The sequence below is a fragment of the Rhodoferax aquaticus genome, from assembly GCF_006974105.1.
Lineage (GTDB): Bacteria > Pseudomonadota > Gammaproteobacteria > Burkholderiales > Burkholderiaceae_C > Allorhodoferax > Allorhodoferax aquaticus_A.
Map to the genome: position 1 here is coordinate 837,824 of NZ_CP036282.1, position 18,813 is coordinate 856,636.

Consider the following 18,813-nt stretch of genomic DNA (forward strand, 5'->3'; position numbering starts at 1 on the left):
CGACGCGGGTCTTCTAGCTGGGCCTGTTTGCCTGCATTACAGTACCTGTGATACGGTAACACCATGACGCAATGCTTCCCATTTGCAGGATTCTGAGTTTGACTAAGTGCATGCTTGCTTTCAAATGCGCGCTCATGTGCGGGATGCTGCTCTGTGCGTGGCCCGTGGCCTCGCTGGCGCAGAGTGCTGTGCCCGTTGCACCGCGCGTCGTGCAGCTGCCACTGGTGACGACCTGGGCCGCTGACCTTGCAGCGACCCCCGCAAGCCCCGTTCCACAAGGGTCCCTGCTTGCGGCTGAAGGCGTGCTATCGAGTTCCACTGTCGGTGCCGGTGACCAAGTGTTGATTACTGTGTTTGGCCAGCCGGATATGTCGGCGGAAGTCACTGTCAACGACAACCAACAAGTGACGTTGCCATTGATCGGAACACTCAAAGTGGGTGGGCTGGTGCCTTTCGCCATTGAAAAATTGGTTGCCCAACGCCTGCGGGAAGGCGAGTATTTGCGCAGCCCCGAGGTGTCGGTGCAAGTGCGTCAAGTGCGCAGTCAAATGGTTTCGGTCTTGGGTGAGGTTCAGCGCCCTGGACGATTCGCCTTATCGGGAAAATTGTCCGTATGGGATGCATTGGCCACAGCGGGTGGCTTAACGCCACGCGCAGATCGCGTAGCGGTTTTAGTACGTCGCGTTGCACCGAACGCATCCAGTCCATCGGGTGCGCGTCAGGAGATACAGATCGCTTTGGATCAGATCGTGGACCTTGGCAAATTAGGCCCGGATCTAGAGCTTCAGAATGACGATGTGGTTTTTGTGGGTGTCCAGAAACAGTTTTATGTGCACGGTGAGGTGCGCAGGCCCGGCGCTTACCCTATGGAGCCTGGGCTCACCTTGATGCGGGCGTTGGCCATCAGTGGCGGTGTGACGGAGCGCGGGTCCATGCGCAGAATTCGTGTTCACCGCACGGATGGCGAACAAAAAACGCAAGAATTTGTACCTGATCTCAGCAGTCCTATTGTGGGTGGCGACGTGGTCTATGTGAATGAGCGCTTGTTTTAGGCATCGCCAGCACATGCATAGCAAGAAGCAATGAACCAAGAATTCCCAGTCAGCGGGCTGTCTTTTTCGCAGTTGCTGGCAATCTTGCTGGCCCGAAAGCGCACCCTTTTCACGTGTGTGGTGATCGCCGTTGTGGCGACCTTGGTCTTGTCACTGTCACAGACCAAAACGTATGTTGCCAGCGCAGAAATCTTTATCGACTTTCGCTCTTCTGACCCGCTCACGGGGCGCTTGTTTAACTCTGCGCAAGATGAAACCTACTTGCAAACCCAAGTAGACATCATGCAAAGCGAAGAAGTGCTGAGCCAAATGATCAGTGCGACGGGCATGTTGTCTGGTGAGACTATGAAAAAGCGCATTGCCGCCCAGGGTGAGGCAAAGGCACATAGTTTGCTGTTGGTGAGCATGCAAAAGAGCTTGGACGTTGCCGTTCGCAAGGCGAGCCGCGTGGTGGAGTTGAAGCTCGCTTTGGATGACCCTGAGCAAGCGCGTGATGCGCTCAATGCCGGCCTCAAAGCGTATATGGATTTGGTTCAGCGCATCAGTGTGGCACCCGCTAAGTCACGCCAAGAGCAGTACAGCGCGCAGCTTGAAACATTGCGCTTGGAGCAGGACAAAATCCAAGCCTCCATCACTGATTACCAGCAGAAAAACGGGATTTTGGAGACCGATGAGCGCTTGGACTTAGGCAACCGGCAACTCAACGAGCTTTCCACGCGCCAAGCTGCATTGCAGAGTTTGCGACTCGATGCGCAGTCAAAAAACCAAGCGGTGCTGAACATGTTGAAAGCAGGCGCTAAAGCGGCCGATATTCCTGAGATCGCTTCCCAGCGTGGCATCCCTGACTTGCGCTTGCGGCTTGCCGACTTGGATCGCCAAGCCGCTGATCTGGGGGGCGTCTATGGCAAAAACCACCCTCGGTTTAAAAGCATTCTTGCTGAGCGAGAGACCATGTCCCAGCGCATAGACCGGGAAGCGCAGTTAGCGCTGGATGCTTTCTTGCAAGAGAGTAAGCGCTATGACTCACAAGCCCGTGCGCTCGCGGGTGATGTGAACGCACAACAGCAGTCCATGCTTTCGATGAAAAAGCACAGGGATGTTTTGGCGTCGTATCAACGTCAACTCGATAGCGTACAAAAGATCTATAACTCGGCGATCCAAAAGTACGACGAACTCTTGATCGCTAGTACTGTCAACACACCAAGTTTGACGGTTCTGCGTTGGGCCAGTGCGCCCATTACCCACAGCAAACCCAACCTGAGGTTGAACTTAGTGCTGAGTGTGCCTGTGGGTCTCCTCGTAGGTCTAGGCTTGGTCTTTTTGACCGAGGTAGCCCGACGCCGGGTACGCCATATTGATGACCTCGCACGTGACCCCGCATTTGTTGTGCTGGGTCGCAATGCAGAACAAGCCTTCTGAGCCAGAGCCATGTCAAGCTTCGACCCGCAGTCTTCTATGCCTCCGTTACCTTCCATTGAACCTAAGGGGGGCGTGCCGTTGGTGCTCGAGTCGCGCATGGGGGATGCGTGCATTGCCTCTCAGCGCTTAACCCGGGCAGAGGTAGATCAGGTATTGGCCTTGCAAAACCAGAAGCAAATGCGGTTTGGTGAAGCAGCCATTGCCCTTGGTTTGTTGACTTCGCGGGATGTGCGCGAATTACTGAACACCCAGTTCAACAACGATGCATTTTCTTCTGCCGCCTTGCTCGCGCGAATCAGCCCTTCGCTAGCCATTGTGCATGCACCGGATAGCGATGCTGCGCAAGCCATCAAGCGACTGCGTTCCGACCTGCTGGTGGAAATGGATGAAAGCCAAAAACTGGTGCTTGCCGTGTTGAGTCCGGCCAAGCGAGAGGGTAAAAGTTACACCGCCGCCAGCTTGGCCATTGCCTTCGCACAGCTCAATATCAAGACCTTGCTGATCGATGCCAACCTGCGCGAACCTTGCGTGCATAGGCTTTTGGGACTGCCAAACCAAACCGGCTTGTCTACGGTGCTGGCACGACGCAGCCCCGGTGAGCTGGGTGCCATGGAAGAACTGGTGCCAGGGTTTTGGATTTTGGGCTCTGGACCGGTGCCGCCCAATCCTTTGGAAATGCTGACGGCTCCGGCGTTTCGGCAGATGCTGGCCCCTTTGATAGATCAGGTGTCCGTCATCATTGTGGACACACCTGCAGGTTCTCAATGGGCGGATGCGCAAACGATCGCAGGGCAAACCGGTGCCGCGATACTGGTCGCGCGCAAAGACCAGACCCTGGTGTCTGAGTTGCGCGAGTTTCAAAGGGCTTTAGAAGGAGCACGGGTCGACGTGCTTGGCGTCGTGTTCAACCAAGTGCTCAAGCCACAGAGTCGTTTTTCCCAGCAAAGTCCTTGGTCCCACGAGGAAACAGTGTTGGCCCGTGTGTGGCGGCGCGTTACGGGGCTTTTCTCCACAGGTGCGGCTTGAAGCCTAAGCGCTCTTTTGCTTTGAATTCGGCAATTTCGGTCGTGGACCAGTTGCTGCTCAGTGGCCTGAACTTCCTCATTGGAGTGGCCTTGATTCGGTTTGCGGCCAAGGAAACCTATGGCTTGTACTCACAGCTCATGGGTGCTGGCTTATTGAGTACCACTTTGCTCGGTGCCTTGGTGTGCACTGCATTGACCACCTTGGCCATGCGACTGGACGAACATGCTCGGCGTCAAATGGTGGCACGTGTGGCGCGACTCCAGTGGCTGATTGCAGGTGTTTTGGCTGTTGTGGCTGGTGTTGCGATGGGTATCTTGGATGAAGTGCTCGATCTGCACGAAAACCCCTTCCTTTTAGCCGGGGCCTTTGCCTTGTGGATATGGGCTCTGGCTGCGCGGGAGTACTGTCGAACTGCGTTGTTTATTGAAGGTGTGCCAGAGAAAGTGGCCTCAGTAGACTTTGTGTTTGTGGTTCTCACCTTATTGGGTGGCGTGGGGCTCTACTGGCTGGAGCGTGTCACAGTGACCGAAATCATCTTCGTGATGGCCTTAAGTAACGCCTTGGCAGCCGCCCTGCCTAGTGTGGGTTTGGTGCGCAGGCTGGAGCCCAACACCTCTCGACAGGCCTTTGTGGCAGACGCTAGAGCTTTGTGGGCCCTCAGCCGTTGGGCGGTGGTGGGTGCCTTGCTGGGATGGATGGGCAACAACAGCTACCTGTACTTGACAGGTGGCTTAGTGGGTGTCGCCGCCTTGGCGGATATGAATGCCGCTAGGCTTGTGCTGACGCCCATTGTGGTGATTGGCACGGCCTGGGCCAAGCTGGCCCAGCCCGCCATGGGGCAGCTGATAGCCCAGTCCAATTGGCGTGGCGTGCGGCAATTCATGCTGAAGTCGCTGCTTGCGATGGAGGCATTTGCTGTTGTCTACATCTTGGCGATGTGGCTGTTTTTCCCGTGGTTGTCTGCGCACTTTTTGGGTGAAAAATACCAAGGCATCATGGGCTTGGTGTTGATGTGGGCTGCGTATTTTGCGATCAATGCTGCGCGCAGCATGGGCACTATTTTGTTGACCAGCTTTGGTGCATTTCGCGCCTTGTTTTGGCAGGGTGCTGTAAGTTTGGTTGTTCTGCTGGCGCTCTCCTGGGTACTCATTCCCCGCTATGGCGTATGGGGGGCACTGGCCGCCATGGTTGCTGTGGAATTGCTAGAGCTACTCACCAACCACCTGCTTCTAATCCCTAGGGTCAAGCGCAGTCACCTTGCCGCTGAAGTCGGTAGCGCAGCATGAAAATCAGTGTATGCATCTGCAGTTTCCGCAGGCCCCTGTTGCTGTCTGCATTGTTGACACAGTTGGGGCAGCAAGGGTTGGGTCAAGGGATTGCCGCGATTGAAGTGGTGGTGGTCGACAACGACCCGCACAACACAGCTGCCCAAGTTGTGGCCGCGTGGACGGTGCCGCAAGGCTTCAGCCTGCTGGCTAGGCACGTGCCTGTGCCAAACATTGCTCTGGCTCGCAATGCAGCAGTGGCAGCCGCAACCGGGGAATGGATTGCATTTGTGGATGACGACGAGGTCCCTGTACAGCATTGGTTGCGCTTGTTGCTAGCATGTGCCCAAGCCCACCAAGCAGACGCTGTGTTTGGGCCCGTCTTGCCGGTGTACCCGCCCGAGGTCGCCCCGTGGATTGTGCAGGGGCGCTACTTTGAGCGTCGGCGTTTGCCCACTGGAACCCGCATCACCGAACAAGACGCGCGCACGGGCAATGCCTTGGTGCGTGCCAGCAGCCTCTCCCAGGTACACGGGCCTTTCGACGCGGCGTTTGGCCGCACCGGAGGCGAAGACAGCATGTTGTTTCGCGACCTCTTGGCACGTGGCGCTAAGTTTGTGTGGTGCGATGAGGCACCTGTACATGAAGTGGTTCCGGTGGAGCGGGCCAACGCGCAGTGGCTTCTGCGCCGTTCATTTCGCATTGGGCAGACCTGGATACGCGCTGAACTGTACCGTTTGCCTAGAGGGCAAGCTTGGATGCACGGAGCCAAGTTGGGGGGGCGCGCCTTGGCCCAGTTGGTGCTTAGCGCGGGCTTGGCTTTGGTTTTTGTCCCCGTGTCTCGGACCCGGTCTTTTGCATGGCTACGCATCGCAGCGGCTCAGCTCGGCAAACTGACTGGCATGAGCCGTTTGCAGTTCCAAGAGTATGCAAGCTAGTCCTGCTCGGTATGTCGGTGTGCCCCGCATGCAGTGGGAGCAGCACGCCATTGTGCTGCTCATCGTGTGCGCCGTGCTGTTTGGTCTATTGCCGTCCGGTTTTAACTGGAATTACGATATTGACAGTACCGATATCAACACCGGGTCCTTGGGTTTTCAACTCCAATGGGGTAGCGTGTTTGCTCTGTCTGCGCTGCTGTTAGCCCGCGCGCCCGTCATGGCGTGGGCACATGTGCGCCATGTGAATCCTTTTTTGTGGGCCATGGCGCTGTACTGCGCGATGACCATGCTGTGGTCACCGGCACCCACCGTGACCTTAAAGAAGACGATTCAGCTTTTAGGGTTGGTAATGTTGGGCTTGGCAGTTCAGTTAAACGGTAAACCGTGGACCCACACCGTATTGGTGGCTCTGGCGGCTATCACGGGCATACAGCTTGCGTCGGCCGTTGCCGCGGTTGCGTTCCCGTCCATCGGTATTGACGCTTATTTTGGCTATGCGTGGCGTGGCGTGGTGTCTAACAAGAACACATTTGGTGCTATTGCGGCCTTGGCCGTGCTGTTGTGGGTGTCTGTCTGGCACGTCAAATCCCTACCACCCTGGGTGCGCTGGGCCGGCTTGTTTCTGAGCGCGGCTTGCGTGTTGCTGTCGACCAGCTCTACGAGTCTCACGATTGCGGTCCTAGGTCCCACCGTTTTCTTTGTCTTACGCCGCCAGCACGTCGGTTCCAGCCTGTGGTTGTTGCGCGTGGTGGTGCTCATGGTGATGGTGCTTGTCGCGCTACTCCACGGTTTTTTTGTGGTCGAAGGGCACTACCCAAGCCGCACGGAACTGCTGGCACCATTTGCCAGTTTGTTTGGCAAAAGTGCAGACTTGACAGGCCGTAGCGACATCTGGGCGCCCCTGATGTTGGAGATCGATCGCCATTGGGTGCAAGGGGTGGGGTATGGGGCGTTCTGGCTGGGTCCAGGCAGCGCATCGCAACCGGTGCTCGACACCTTGCCCTGGGTTCCGTACCAGGCCCATAACGGATACCTAGACATGTTCAACGAGCTTGGCGCCATCGGTCTCGTACTGTTTGCGGGGGTGGTGGTGTCCCACAGCGTCAGCTTGGCAAAGCTCATGGCCTACGACAGACCCGCAGCAGCGCTTTTCTCGGCGCTTATGGTGACGACCTTGGTGTCCAACCTTTCAGAAAGTTCTCTGTTTCGCAGTGTGGAGTTTCCGTTTTTGTTGTTCGTTCTCTCCAGTGTGACCGTGACATCCACCCTTTTGCGCCAACGCATGGCTATGGCGAAACCTGCGGATGGTGGTACGCGGCCAGGGACTGATGCTAAGCCTCGTCGCCAGCGCGTGCGCGCTGGGCGTCGCGCTGCTTGGAGGTACCCCGTGTGACCCCCTGTGTTCGATCGATGTTGCCCCCGTTGCCAACGGTTGCGATAGCCGCCTTGCTGGCCGCAATCCCAGGTGGGGCATGGGGGATGACCGAGTTGGTGCTGCAAATGGACACCTCTTGGAGCCACGACTCCAACCCTGAGCGCGTGGGGACTGACGATGCTTCAGATAACTTGGCTGCGACCGAGTTGCGCTTGGCCATTGTGCAGGCCTTGGACTCACCGGGTACCCGCTTGTTATTGAATGCGCAGGCGGGGGACAACCGATATGGCCACTTCGATGGCCTGAACAGTTCGCCACAAGCTTACAACGGGGCCTTTGAATGGCGCTGGACCGACGCGTGGCGCGGCGCCGTGTCCCAAAGCTACAAGCGCCAACCCTACGATGTGGTGGACGCCAGTCGTACGCGCCGCGATGTGTTCACCCAAACAGATGCGAGTGCCAGCCTCACACTGCAGATCACACCCTGGATTAGTTTTCCTATGGAGCTGCGGTCGGGGCAACTGGGCTACGACACCCCAGCCAACACCGGGTCCAACACGCGGTCCAATGCATGGCTCATGGGCGCACGCATGGACACCGGCACCGGAAGCAGTGTGGGCGTTGGAGTGCAGTCGACCGAGGTACGTTTTCCTGAGCGCACGGATACACAGGCCGTCAATGGCGGCACCGGGTACCGAGCACAAGAGGTCTATCTGGACGCCTTGTGGCAATACAGTCCCTTGACCCGCGTGAGCGTGCGGATGGCCCCCATAGAGCGCCGTTACGATGGATTGGTAGGCAAGAATTTCACCGAGTTGGCCACACAGGCCCAGCTGCGCTACACCCCTTCGCCGCTCACGAATTGGACCCTTGATTGGTCAGACCAACCTACCGACACCACGGACACGGCGGCCCTGTATACCCGGGTGAACCGCCTGCAATGGGGTGCGCAGTGGAGGCCCAGCGCCAAAACACAGGTGGTGATGTCCTTGAGCCAAGAGCGCCAAAACAACCAAACCGCCCTAGCGAGTGCGGCTGCCAGCCCAGAGTTCAAACGTTACCGCTTTGGCCTAGGCGTGGTCTATGCGGCGACACCGGATGTGCGTGTGTACGTGGATGGCTCCACGGATCGCACCGAACGTGGTGCTGCGTTGGCTGACATTTTGCAGAACACACTGCGGGTGGGGGTGGAGTACACCTTTGAGAACTTACCGGACCTCGCTCAGCGAGTGGGTTTGGGGGGGCGGCGCTGATGGTTCCTGCCTTGGTGTTGAAACGCTGGCGACAAGGTCAAAGGTGGGTGGCCGATGCCACCATGCGCCGCATGCTCCCCTTGCATAAGCACGCAGGGGTGGTTAGTTTTAGTTTTGATGACGCGCCCCACACTGCCTGTGTAAAGGGGCGCGAGATTTTGGAGCGCCATGGCTGTGCCGGCACTTGGTACATTGCCGGGGGCTTGACGGACCAGCTGGAGATGGGGCGTCTATGCCACTCAGCCATCGACGTGCAAAGCCTAGCGCGCGGCGGCCACCATATCGCGTGCCATACCTTTACCCACCAACCGTGCGACCAGCTCAGCCGCTCCCAGATGGCGCAGGTATTGGCACGCAATGCACAGTACTTCAACGACCTGGGCCTTCCCCGGGCAACAGACCATTTTTCTTTTCCACTAGGGGCCTATGACCTCGGTTCCAAGCACCTGGCATCGCTAACGTTTCAATCCTCGCGCATCACCCGAGGCGGCGTTCAAGTGGGGCAGGCGGATTTGAATGGCCTGTGGGCTGAGAAGCTGTATGCCCACACCATGCGCACCGAGCGGCTGCAAGACTTGGTGCGCACCACAGCCCAAGAGCGCGGCTGGCTCATTTTTTACACCCATGAGGTGGAGGCGCAACCCGGCCCATGGGGGTGTACGCCAGAGTTGCTGGACTTGGCGGTACGCGCCGCTTTACAGGCGGGCTGTCAAGTGCTCCCGGTGGACCAAGCGATCGCCTACTGGAGCAAAGACTGACCGCTGGCTGAGCTAGGAGTGCTCTATTTTTTATAGCGCAATGTGCTTGTTAAATGAGCGGTAGAGGCTTATTTGGCCTTGAAGACTTCGTTGCGCAGTGCGGCAATGTCCAAAACCCGCAGGCCGCCGTACTCCACCCGAATTACCCCCTGCGCAGCCAATGAAGTGAGCGCCTCGTTCACCCGCTGCCGGGACAAGCCCACCAGGTACGCCAACTCTTGCTGCGTGATGCGCAGCACTTCACCAACGCCTGGGTAAAGCACCGGGTTGAACAGTGCCGCGAGGCTGCGGGCCACGCGGATGTCGGGGTTGTTGAGGCGGTCTATTTCTCGGGCCGCGATGAACTGGCCCAGCCGCTCATTGAGCTGGTTCATCACAAAGCGGTTGAATCCAATCGAATGGTCTAGCAGCCAGTGAAACGTATCCACATGCAAGCCGGCGACCATGCTGTTGCGCAGGGCCTGGATGTTGTAGCGGTAGGTCTCCCGCTTAAGGGCGGTGCCCTCCCCAAACCAGCCGCCCGGTGGCACGCCGGTGAATGTCATGGTTTGGCCTTCTGCATTGTCTGAGCTCATCTTCAAGAGGCCGTCCACCACCCCAAACCAGTAAGTCACGGGCCGCCCCATGCGGCACAAATACTCCCCCGGCACCGCTTGCGCAATGCGCAGATCGTCCACCGCGCGCTCTCGTTCATGGCTTTGTAGCAAGTGAATCCACGGAATCGCGTTGAGCTCGCCGTCGGTCAGCGGGCGGCGCCTTTGGTGCAGGCTGGAGTCGGTGGTCATAGATAGGGGCGGAGGGAAAACACCTAACAAGAAAGGCCTGAATTGTCGTCCAAACGACAGATCGACGTCAAATGCCGGGCTAATAATGGCAGCCATACCAAGGCCCAGCTGCATGCAGAGGGGCCCTACAACGAGACAGGTGACAAGGAATAGGAATGCAAAAGACTTTTCCGCAATGGCTGGCGCACCACGCTCGCACCAGGCCCACGGCCACTGCAATGCGTGAGAAAGAGTATGGCATTTGGCAAGCTTTGACATGGGCTGACCTGGCCCTGATGGTGGAGCAATTGGCGGCAGGTTTGCACCAAGCAGGCTTGCGCCGCAACGACCATATGGTGGTGGTGGGAGCCAATCGCCCACGTCTGTACGCCACTATGTTGGCAGTGCAAAGCCTGGGTGCGGTGCCGATTCCTTTGTACCAAGATGCTGCAGCACCGGAGTGCGTGTTTCCTATCAACAACGCAGGCGTCTGCTTTGCCTTTGCCGAAGACCAAGAGCAAGTGGACAAGTTGCTGGAAGTTAGGGCGCAATGCCCACAGCTTGCCCACATTTATTTTGACGATCCAAGGGGCTTGCGCAATTACGACGTACCCGGCTTGGCTGCATTGGATGAGCTCTTGGCTGCGGGCAAGGCCTGTGTCCAGATTCACCCTGATTTGGTGAAAGATGAGGTCGCGGTAGGTCGCCCCAATGACGTAGGGGCTATGTTCTTCACGTCAGGCACCACGGGCAACCCCAAGGGTGTTGTGCACACCCACTTTTCTTTGCTGAACCGGGCGCTGGCCGGTGCTGAGTTTGACAAGTTGACCCACGCGGAAGAGGTGTTGGCTTACCTGCCACCCGCATGGATTGGGCAAAATATTTTCAGCTACGCGCAGTGGCTGGCTTGCGGTTACGTGGTGAATTGCCCTGAATCCGCTTCCACCGTCACCATCGATTTGAAAGAGATAGGCCCCACCTATTACTTTGCGCCGCCGCGCGTGTTCGAAGGCCTGCTCACCAGCGTGATGATTCGCATGGAAGATGCCGGTGCGCTCAAACGCAAGATGTTCCACGCCTTTATGGCCGTGGCCCAACGCGTGGGGCCTGCCTTACAAGACGGCTTGCCTGTCTCCTTGGGGGATCGCGTGCTGTACGGCCTAGGCAATGTGCTGGTCTACGGTCCGCTGCGCAATACGCTGGGCTTGAGTCGGGTGCGCGTAGCCTATACCGCCGGTGAGGCCATTGGCCCGGATTTGTTTAGCTTTTACCGCTCCATTGGCATCAACCTCAAGCAGCTCTACGGCTCTACCGAGACCGCCGTGTTTGTGTGCTTGCAACCCGACAACCAAGCCCGCGCCGACACCGTGGGCGTGCCATGCGCCGGTGTGGAGATCAAGGTGGCGGACAACGGCGAAATTTTGGTGAAGTCGCCCGGCTTGCTCAAGGAGTACTACAAAAACCCCGCCGCCACTGCCGAGGTGCTAACGGCTGACGGCTGGTACCACACCAGTGATGCAGGCTTTATAGATGCGCACGGCCACCTGAAGATCATCGACCGCGTCAAAGACGTGGGCCGCCTCAAAGGCGGTGCGTTCAACGACGCCATGTTTGCTCCCAAGTACGTGGAGAACAAACTCAAGTTCTTCCAGCACATCAAGGAAGTCGTGGCGTATGGCGATGGCCGCGAGAAGGTGTGTGTGCTGATCAACATCGACTTTGATGCCGTGGGCAACTGGGCCGAGCGCCGCAATCTGCCTTATGCCGGCTACACCGATCTGGCCCAGAAGCCCCAGGTGTATGAGCTGATCAAGGAATGCGTGGAGAAGGTCAACGCCGACCTGAGCGCCGATGCCCTGCTGGCCGGCAGCCAGATCAGCCGCTTCTTGGTGTTGCACAAAGAACTGGACGCCGACGACGGTGAATTGACCCGCACCAACAAAGTCCGCCGCGGCTTTATTGCCGACAAATACCAGGTGCTGGTGGACGCGCTGTACGAGGGCAAGACCAGCCAGTTCATCGAGACCGTGGTGAAGTTTGAAGACGGACGCACCGGCAGCGTCAGCGCCACGCTGCGCATAGCAGACACCCAAACCTTTGCCCCTGTGAAGGCTGCAGCATGAGCGCCGCGCAGAGCCGCCCCAAGCAAGCTCGCGCCGCAGTGCAGAGCACGGAGGTCATCTAATGAGCGAAAAGAAAATAGGCGACGTCATTCTTGACGTTAAAAACATCTCCCTGCGGTTCGGCGGCGTGAAGGCGCTGACCGACATCAGCTTCGATGTGCGCGAGCACGAAATTCGCGCCATCATCGGGCCCAACGGCGCGGGTAAAAGCTCCATGCTGAACTGCATCAACGGTGTGTATGCGCCGCAAGACGGGTCCATCACCTTTCGCGGCCAAACGTTTAAGCACATGAACAGCCACCAAGTGGCGGTGATGGGTGTGGCGCGCACCTTCCAAAACTTGGCGCTCTTCAAAGGCATGAGCGTGTTGGACAACATCATGTCCGGTCGCAACCTGAAGATTAAGAGCGGCATCTTGAAGCAGGCCCTGCGCTGGGGCCCCGCCGAGCGCGAGGAAATTCAGCACCGGGAGGCGGTGGAACGCATCATTGATTTCCTGGAAATTCAGGCTTACCGCAAGACCCCCGTGGGTCAGCTGCCCTACGGCCTGCAAAAGCGGGTGGATCTGGGCCGCGCACTGGCCATGGAGCCCCAAGTACTGTTGCTCGACGAGCCCATGGCCGGCATGAATGTGGAAGAGAAGCAGGACATGTGCCGCTTCGTGCTCGATGTGAACGACGAGTTCGGTACCACCGTGGTCTTGATCGAGCACGACATGGGCGTGGTCATGGACATCAGCGACCGCGTGGTCGTGCTGGACTACGGCAAAAAAATCGGCGACGGCACCCCGGACGAAGTGCGCAACAACCCAGACGTGATCAGCGCCTACCTCGGCACCTCGCATTAAGGACACACCAAGATGGCATTCTTTCTTGAAACCTTACTCGGCGGCCTGATGGCTGGCATGCTGTATTCGCTGGTGGCCTTGGGCTTTGTGCTGATCTACAAGGCGTCTGGCGTGTTTAACTTTGCGCAAGGCGCTATGGTGCTGTTTGCTGCATTGGCCATGGCACGGTTTGCGGAATGGATTCCGCTGCACCTAGGCATTGCCAACCCCATAGCCGCCAACGTGCTGGCTTTCATTGGTGCGGGCATTGTGATGTTTGTGGTGGCTTGGGTCATTGAGCGCTTGGTGTTGCGGCATCTGGTGAACCAAGAAGGCACCACGCTGCTGATGGCGACGCTAGGCATCACCTACTTCATGGAAGGTCTGGGCCAAAGCATCTTTGGCAGCAGCATCTACAAGATCGACATTGGCATGCCCAAGGACCCGGTCATGATTTTGGAGAGCAGCTTTGAAGGCGGCATCCTGATCAACAAGGAAGACTTTTACGCCGCCATCATCGCCGCCGCACTGGTGGCCCTGCTCAGCGTGTTCTTCCAGAAAACAGCAACGGGCCGCGCCCTGCGCGCCGTGGCGGATGACCACCAGGCGGCGCAGTCCATCGGCATTCCGCTCAACCGCATCTGGGTCATCGTCTGGTGCGTGGCCGGCGTGGTGGCCCTGGTGGCCGGAATGATCTGGGGCAGCAAGCTGGGTGTGCAGTTTTCACTGACTACTGTGGCCTTGCGTGCGCTGCCAGTGGTGATTCTGGGGGGGCTGACCTCGGTACCCGGTGCGATCGTGGGCGGTCTGATCATCGGCGTGGGCGAAAAGCTGTCCGAGGTGTACCTCGGGCCATATGTGGGTGGCGGCATCGAAATCTGGTTCGCCTATGTGTTGGCACTGGGCTTTCTGCTGATCCGGCCCCAAGGCTTGTTCGGCGAAAAAATTATTGACCGCGTATGAATTTCTATTTGCATTCATCTTTGCGCACCTTCCCGTTCATTGGGTGGCAGGGCGGTAGTGCGCTTTGCGCAGGTCAAGGAGGAGCCCGCAAAGCGGGCGGGGGACACGGAGCAATGTGCGCTGCCGTCCTGCCACTCAGCCACAAGATTGCGAGATAAAAAATGTTCTACAGAGAAAACGGCCAATTCAAAACCACCTACCGCGCGGACCAGCAGATATTTCCCATTCTGCAAGACCGCATGGCCATCACAGCCCTCTTGCTGGTGGGCTTTGCGCTGGTGCCCATGTTGGCCAGCGACTATTTGTTTCGGGCCATTTTGATTCCCTTTTTGATTTTCTCGCTGGCTGCAGTCGGCGTGAATATTCTGGTGGGCTTCTGCGGCCAGATTTCGCTGGGTTCCGGCGCTTTCATGGCGGTGGGCGCCTACGCGGCGTACAACTTCTTTGTGCGCATTGAAGGCATGCCTTTGTTGCTTGCGCTTCTGCTGGGTGGCGTGAGCTCCATGCTGTTCGGTATGGTCTTCGGGCTGCCCAGTTTGCGCGTCAAGGGCCTGTACCTCGCGGTGGCTACGCTGGCCGCGCAGTTTTTTGCGGACTGGATGTTCTTGCGTGTTCAGTGGTTCACCAACAACTCGCCTTCGGGCTCGGTGTCGGTGTCCAACTTGCAGGTGTTTGGTCTCTCGCTGGAATCGCCCCTGGCCAAGTACATCTTCTGTCTGTCGCTGCTCGTGGTGATTGCCCTGTTGGCCAAGAACCTGGTGCGTGGCGCCGTAGGGCGTGAGTGGATGGCGATCCGCGACATGGACGTGGCGGCTGCGGTGATCGGCATTCGCCCCATGTACGCCAAGCTCAGTGCGTTCGCGGTGAGCTCCTTCATTGTGGGTGTGGCCGGTGCCTTGTGGGGCTTTATTTACCTCGGTGCCTGGGAGCCAGCAGCGTTCTCGGTGGACCAGTCCTTCCGACTGCTGTTCATGGTGATCATCGGCGGCATGGGCTCCATCATGGGCAGCTTCTTTGGTGCTGCATTCATCGTGGTGCTACCTATCTTTTTAAGCCAGTTTTTGCCAGCACTGGCGGGGTTGTTTGGTGTCGAGATCAGCACTGCCGTGGTGTCCCATGCCGAACTCATGGTGTTCGGCGGTTTGATCGTCTGGTTCCTGATCGTGGAGCCCCATGGCCTAGCCAAGCTCTGGTCCATCGGCAAACAAAAGCTGCGACTCTGGCCCTTCCCCCATTGATTTCCCTCGTGCTTCAACCACTTACTACAGGAGAGACACATGAAGCTTTCTAAACTCGTACTCGCAAGCACTCTGGTGGCTGCCGGTGCATCCGGCCTGATGGCAGGCAATGCTTTCGCGCAAGCCAAGGAGCAGTTCATTCCGGTGCTGTCCTACCGCACCGGGCCTTACGCGCCCAACGGTGTGCCCTGGGCCAACGGCTATGTGGACTACATCAAGCTCACCAATGCCCGCGGCGGCATCAATGGGGTGAAGTTCAGCTTTGAAGAATGCGAAACCGGTTACGACACGGCCCGCAGCGTGGAGTGCTATGAGCGCCTCAAAAGCAAGGGTGCATCGTTTGTGCAACCTCTGTCCACTGGCGCGACTTTCGCGATTACCGAAAAAGCACCTGCGGACAAGATCCCTGTGGTGACGGTGGGTTACGGCCGCAGCGAGAGCGCCGATGGTTCCGTCTTCAAGTGGAACTTCCCGATTGCCGGCACTTACTGGGTGGCCGCAGACGCCATCATGCAAGCCATCGCCAAGAAGGAGGGCGGTTTCGACAAGCTCAAGGGCAAGAAGATTTCGCTGGTCTACCATGACAGCCCGTTCGGCAAAGAGCCTATCCCCTTGTTGCAAGAGCGTGCGGCCATGCACGGTTTCAACCTGACGCTGTTGCCCGTCACGGCCCCCGGCGTGGAGCAAAAAGCCACCTGGCTGCAAGTGCGCCAGAACCGTCCTGACTACGTGGTCCTGTGGGGCTGGGGCATCATGAACTCCACCGCCATCAAGGAAGCGCAAGCCACCGGCTACCCCCGCGAGAAGATGTACGGCGTGTGGTGGGCCGGCGCTGAGCCAGACGTGAAAGACGTTGCGGAAGGCGCCAAGGGCTACAACGCGGTGACTATGCAGCACGGTGCCGAACCCCAGTCCAAGCTGGTCAAGGACGTGATGGCCATGGTGCACGACAAGGGCCAAGGTACCGGACCCAAAGACGAAGTCGGCCAAGTGCTCTACATGCGCGGTGCTATGAGTGCCATGCTGGCCATAGAAGGTGTGCGTTCGGCGCAAGACCGCTTCGGCAAAGGCAAGGTCATGACCGGTGAGCAAATCCGTTGGGGTCTGGAGAACCTGAACCTGACCCAGCCCAAGCTGGATGCATTGGGCTTTGCGGGCGTGATGCGCCCGATCAGCACTTCTTGCGTGGACCATATGGGCGCTGCGTGGGCGCGCATTCACACGTGGGACGGAGCCAAGTGGCAGTTCACCTCCGATTGGCTGCAGGGTGATGAGCAGATCATCAAACCTCTGGTCAAGGCTACGGCCGCTAAGTACGCGGCAGATAAGAAGCTGACCCCGCGCACGCCTGCGGACTGCCAGTCCTGAGGTTAACCCCCTGAGCGGCTTTGCCGCTTCCCCCTTCTCTCTCGCTGCGCGCGGGAAGGGGGACGACACCGGTGGCCGGGCCCAGCCTGTTCCACGGTGTCCCTGATCCTGATGAGTGGCTTGCTCCGCTTGCCACTCTGCAGATGAAAGCGTCGTGCATCGGGGCTTTCATCTGGTCAACAAGGCTGAGTTATGGAACCGAAAAACATCGTTCTCAACGTGAATGGCATCGAGGTCATTTACAACCACGTCATCCTGGTGCTCAAGGGGGTTTCCCTTCAGGTGCCTGAGGGCGGCATCGTGGCCATCCTCGGGGGCAATGGGGCGGGCAAAACGACGACCTTGCGCGCCGTGTCCAACCTGTTGGCGGGTGAGCGCGGTGCGGTCACCAAGGGCAGCATTGAGCTGCGCGGTGAACGCATCGAAAACCTGAGCCCTGCCGACTTGGTGCAACGCGGTGTGGTGCAGGTGATGGAAGGGCGGCATTGTTTTGCCCACCTGACCATTGAAGAAAACCTGCTGACCGGCGGATACACCCGCAAGAGCAAGGCCGAGGTGGCGGCTAACCTCGAGAAGGTCTACAACTACTTTCCTCGCCTCAAAACCCGCCGCACCAGCCAGGCGGCCTACACCTCGGGTGGTGAGCAGCAGATGTGCGCCATCGGCCGCGCGCTCATGGCCAACCCCAGCATGGTGCTGCTGGATGAGCCCTCCATGGGACTGGCGCCACAGATCGTGGAAGAGGTATTCGAGATCGTAAAAGACCTCAACGCCAAAGAGAAAGTCACCTTTCTGCTGGCCGAGCAGAACACCAACATGGCCCTGAAATATGCCGACTACGGCTACATCATGGAAAGCGGACGCGTGGTGATGGACGGCGCAGCCGCTGACTTGCGCAGCAATGAAGACGTCAAGGAGTTCTACCTTGGTGTGGGTGGCGGTGAACGCAAGAGCTTCAAAGACGTGAAGAGCTACAAGCGCCGCAAGCGCTGGTTGGCCTGATTTTTTTGATCAAAAAGTGCTTCTGGCGCACATCCACTGTGCGTGAGTAGCTCCTGAAATAATAGCAAACCAGCTGACGGAGAGCCTATGACCCCCGCCTACGACGCCCTGGAAATCCGTTCGCAGGCCGAGCGCGATGCTGCCCACATGTCGGCACTGCCCCGGCAGGTTGCCCACGCGCAGCAACACAGCCCGGCGTTTACCTCCATCCTGCAGGGCGTGGACGCTGCCAGCATTACTGACCGTGCGGCACTCGCCCGCCTGCCGGTGACCCGCAAATCCGAATTGCAGGCGCTGCAGCAGGCTGCGCGCCAACAGGGCGGGAACGTGTTCGGTGGTTTCAGTGCCATTGGGTTCGGTAGCGCCATGACCCGCGTGTTTGCCAGCCCGGGCCCCATCTACGAACCCGAGGGCACAGCGCGCGATTACTGGCGCATGGCACGGGCCATCTACGCGGCGGGCTTTCGCCCCGGCGAGCTGATTCACAACAGCTTCAGCTACCACTTTGTGCCTGCCGGCTCCATGATGGAGACAGGTGCCCATGCCTTGGGGTGCACGGTGTTTCCCGGCGGCACCGGTCAGACCGAGCAGCAGGTTCAGGCCATGGCCGAGTTACAGCCTGCGGGTTACATCGGCACACCGAGTTTTCTGAAAATCATTCTTGAGAAGGCACTGGAAATGGGTGTGGCCCTGCCCACCGTGCGCAAAGCCATGTTCGGTGGCGAAGCGTTTCCACCTTCGTTGCGCGACTGGTTTACTGCCCACGGCGTGGATGGTTACCAGTGCTACGCCACAGCGGACCTGGGTCTGATTGCCTATGAGACCCGTGCACGCGAAGGCTTGGTGCTGGATGAGCAGGTGATCGTGGAGATCGTGCGGCCCGGCACCGGTGACCCGGTGCCTGAAGGCGAGGTGGGCGAGTTGGTGGTGACCAGCTTGAACCCGGACTACCCCTTGATCCGTTTCGGTACCGGCGATCTGTCAGCCGTGCTGGCCGGGCAGTGCCCGACCGGGCGCACCAATACCCGCATCAAAGGCTGGATGGGTCGTGCCGACCAAACCACCAAGGTGCGCGGCATGTTTGTGCACCCCAAGCAGGTGGACGAAGTGGCCAAGCGTTTCCCCGAAGTGCACAAGGCCCGTCTGGTGGTCAGCGGTGAAATGGCCAACGACCAGATGACCCTGATGCTGGAGGTGGCAGGCCAGCCCGAAGGCTTGGCGCAACGCGTGGCTGATGCGGTGCGTGAGGTGACCAAACTGCGCGGCGACGTGCAGTTGCTGCCTCCCGGAAGTCTGCCCAATGACGGCAAAGTCATCGAAGACGCACGCAGCTACCGCTAAGCTGTCCAAAACCTGACCGATGGTGGGGCCTAAGTAGTTTCCGCGATGTGAAGGGCTGCAGCCTTGGGTACCCTTGTGCCCTTGACTAACCGGAGACAAACC

General features: G+C 58.6%; 16 protein-coding genes. 15 read left to right on the plus strand and 1 reads right to left on the minus strand.

Features of this window, described 5'->3' with window-relative positions; genetic code table 11:
* Positions 1-110: 110 nt before the first annotated feature.
* Genes EXZ61_RS03960 through EXZ61_RS03995 form a run of 8 tightly spaced genes read left to right on the plus strand, consistent with a single transcriptional unit; the run spans position 111 to position 9,086 of the window.
* Positions 111-1,052 (plus strand): SLBB domain-containing protein, encoded by a 942-nt coding sequence (locus tag EXZ61_RS03960; RefSeq protein WP_237219081.1) that lies wholly within the window; start codon positions 111-113, stop codon positions 1,050-1,052.
* Between the two features lie 30 nt (positions 1,053-1,082).
* The gene (locus EXZ61_RS03965) at positions 1,083-2,471 is read left to right on the plus strand and encodes a Wzz/FepE/Etk N-terminal domain-containing protein (RefSeq protein WP_142809240.1); all 1,389 of its coding nucleotides are present in this window, start codon (positions 1,083-1,085) and stop codon (positions 2,469-2,471) included.
* A 9-nt stretch (positions 2,472-2,480) separates the two neighbouring features.
* On the plus strand, positions 2,481-3,497 hold the full coding sequence (locus EXZ61_RS03970; RefSeq protein ID WP_142809242.1) for a polysaccharide biosynthesis tyrosine autokinase: 1,017 nt from the start codon (positions 2,481-2,483) through the stop codon (positions 3,495-3,497).
* A 20-nt stretch (positions 3,498-3,517) separates the two neighbouring features.
* A complete protein-coding gene (locus tag EXZ61_RS03975) occupies positions 3,518-4,783 on the plus strand; it encodes a lipopolysaccharide biosynthesis protein (RefSeq protein WP_142809245.1) in 1,266 nt (421 codons plus the stop codon).
* Positions 4,780-5,700, plus strand: coding sequence for a glycosyltransferase family 2 protein (locus EXZ61_RS03980; RefSeq protein WP_142809246.1), 921 nt, complete (start codon positions 4,780-4,782; stop codon positions 5,698-5,700). Before EXZ61_RS03975 ends, EXZ61_RS03980 begins: the two co-directional genes overlap by 4 nt.
* Positions 5,690-7,093 carry an O-antigen ligase family protein gene (locus EXZ61_RS03985; RefSeq protein ID WP_142809248.1) on the plus strand — a complete coding sequence of 468 codons (1,404 nt, stop codon included), beginning with the start codon at positions 5,690-5,692 and terminating at the stop codon, positions 7,091-7,093. Before EXZ61_RS03980 ends, EXZ61_RS03985 begins: the two co-directional genes overlap by 11 nt.
* Entirely contained in the window at positions 7,090-8,328 is a 1,239-nt protein-coding gene (locus tag EXZ61_RS03990; protein ID WP_142809250.1) for a hypothetical protein, read from the plus strand. The genes EXZ61_RS03985 and EXZ61_RS03990 overlap by 4 nt, the downstream gene beginning before the upstream one ends.
* Positions 8,328-9,086, plus strand: a complete 759-nt coding sequence (locus tag EXZ61_RS03995; RefSeq protein WP_142809252.1) for a polysaccharide deacetylase family protein — start codon at positions 8,328-8,330, stop codon at positions 9,084-9,086. Before EXZ61_RS03990 ends, EXZ61_RS03995 begins: the two co-directional genes overlap by 1 nt.
* Positions 9,087-9,154: 68 nt before the next feature.
* On the opposite strand, the gene EXZ61_RS04000 is transcribed toward EXZ61_RS03995, so the two are convergent.
* The gene (locus tag EXZ61_RS04000; RefSeq protein ID WP_142814090.1) at positions 9,155-9,871 is read right to left on the minus strand and encodes a Crp/Fnr family transcriptional regulator; all 717 of its coding nucleotides are present in this window, start codon (positions 9,869-9,871) and stop codon (positions 9,155-9,157) included.
* A gap of 155 nt (positions 9,872-10,026) precedes the next feature.
* Between EXZ61_RS04000 and EXZ61_RS04005 the strand changes: the two genes are divergently transcribed.
* The 7 genes from EXZ61_RS04005 (at position 10,027) to EXZ61_RS04035 (ending at position 18,711) form a co-directional block, all read left to right on the plus strand.
* Positions 10,027-11,973, plus strand: a complete 1,947-nt coding sequence (locus EXZ61_RS04005) for an AMP-dependent synthetase/ligase (RefSeq protein WP_142809254.1) — start codon at positions 10,027-10,029, stop codon at positions 11,971-11,973.
* A gap of 61 nt (positions 11,974-12,034) precedes the next feature.
* Complete coding sequence (locus tag EXZ61_RS04010) at positions 12,035-12,820, plus strand: ABC transporter ATP-binding protein (RefSeq protein ID WP_142809256.1); 786 nt, start codon at positions 12,035-12,037, stop codon at positions 12,818-12,820.
* A gap of 12 nt (positions 12,821-12,832) precedes the next feature.
* Positions 12,833-13,762, plus strand: coding sequence for a branched-chain amino acid ABC transporter permease (locus tag EXZ61_RS04015; protein WP_142809259.1), 930 nt, complete (start codon positions 12,833-12,835; stop codon positions 13,760-13,762).
* Between the two features lie 161 nt (positions 13,763-13,923).
* On the plus strand, positions 13,924-15,000 hold the full coding sequence (locus EXZ61_RS04020; RefSeq protein WP_142809261.1) for a branched-chain amino acid ABC transporter permease: 1,077 nt from the start codon (positions 13,924-13,926) through the stop codon (positions 14,998-15,000).
* 39 nt (positions 15,001-15,039) lie between these two features.
* Positions 15,040-16,368 (plus strand): ABC transporter substrate-binding protein, encoded by a 1,329-nt coding sequence (locus tag EXZ61_RS04025; protein ID WP_142809263.1) that lies wholly within the window; start codon positions 15,040-15,042, stop codon positions 16,366-16,368.
* A 192-nt stretch (positions 16,369-16,560) separates the two neighbouring features.
* Complete coding sequence (locus tag EXZ61_RS04030; RefSeq protein WP_142809266.1) at positions 16,561-17,370, plus strand: ABC transporter ATP-binding protein; 810 nt, start codon at positions 16,561-16,563, stop codon at positions 17,368-17,370.
* An 87-nt stretch (positions 17,371-17,457) separates the two neighbouring features.
* Positions 17,458-18,711, plus strand: a complete 1,254-nt coding sequence (locus EXZ61_RS04035) for a phenylacetate--CoA ligase family protein (protein WP_142809267.1) — start codon at positions 17,458-17,460, stop codon at positions 18,709-18,711.
* Positions 18,712-18,813: the final 102 nt, after the last annotated feature.

Bases quoted from the DNA above. Each gene is read 5' to 3' on its own strand.
- EXZ61_RS03980 (WP_142809246.1), top strand. From the start codon at position 4,780: ATGAAAATCAGTGTATGCATCTGCAGTTTCCGCAGGCCCCTGTTGCTG.
- EXZ61_RS03985 (WP_142809248.1), top strand. From the start codon at position 5,690: ATGCAAGCTAGTCCTGCTCGGTATGTCGGTGTGCCCCGCATGCAGTGG.
- EXZ61_RS04015 (WP_142809259.1), top strand. From the start codon at position 12,833: ATGGCATTCTTTCTTGAAACCTTACTCGGCGGCCTGATGGCTGGCATG.
- EXZ61_RS03965 (WP_142809240.1), top strand. From the start codon at position 1,083: ATGAACCAAGAATTCCCAGTCAGCGGGCTGTCTTTTTCGCAGTTGCTG.
- EXZ61_RS04010 (WP_142809256.1), top strand. From the start codon at position 12,035: ATGAGCGAAAAGAAAATAGGCGACGTCATTCTTGACGTTAAAAACATC.
- EXZ61_RS03970 (WP_142809242.1), top strand. From the start codon at position 2,481: ATGTCAAGCTTCGACCCGCAGTCTTCTATGCCTCCGTTACCTTCCATT.
- EXZ61_RS03960 (WP_237219081.1), top strand. From the start codon at position 111: ATGCTTGCTTTCAAATGCGCGCTCATGTGCGGGATGCTGCTCTGTGCG.
- EXZ61_RS03995 (WP_142809252.1), top strand. From the start codon at position 8,328: ATGGTTCCTGCCTTGGTGTTGAAACGCTGGCGACAAGGTCAAAGGTGG.
- EXZ61_RS04030 (WP_142809266.1), top strand. From the start codon at position 16,561: ATGGAACCGAAAAACATCGTTCTCAACGTGAATGGCATCGAGGTCATT.
- EXZ61_RS04020 (WP_142809261.1), top strand. From the start codon at position 13,924: ATGTTCTACAGAGAAAACGGCCAATTCAAAACCACCTACCGCGCGGAC.
- EXZ61_RS04025 (WP_142809263.1), top strand. From the start codon at position 15,040: ATGAAGCTTTCTAAACTCGTACTCGCAAGCACTCTGGTGGCTGCCGGT.
- EXZ61_RS04000 (WP_142814090.1), bottom strand. From the start codon at position 9,871: ATGACCACCGACTCCAGCCTGCACCAAAGGCGCCGCCCGCTGACCGAC.
- EXZ61_RS04005 (WP_142809254.1), top strand. From the start codon at position 10,027: ATGCAAAAGACTTTTCCGCAATGGCTGGCGCACCACGCTCGCACCAGG.
- EXZ61_RS04035 (WP_142809267.1), top strand. From the start codon at position 17,458: ATGACCCCCGCCTACGACGCCCTGGAAATCCGTTCGCAGGCCGAGCGC.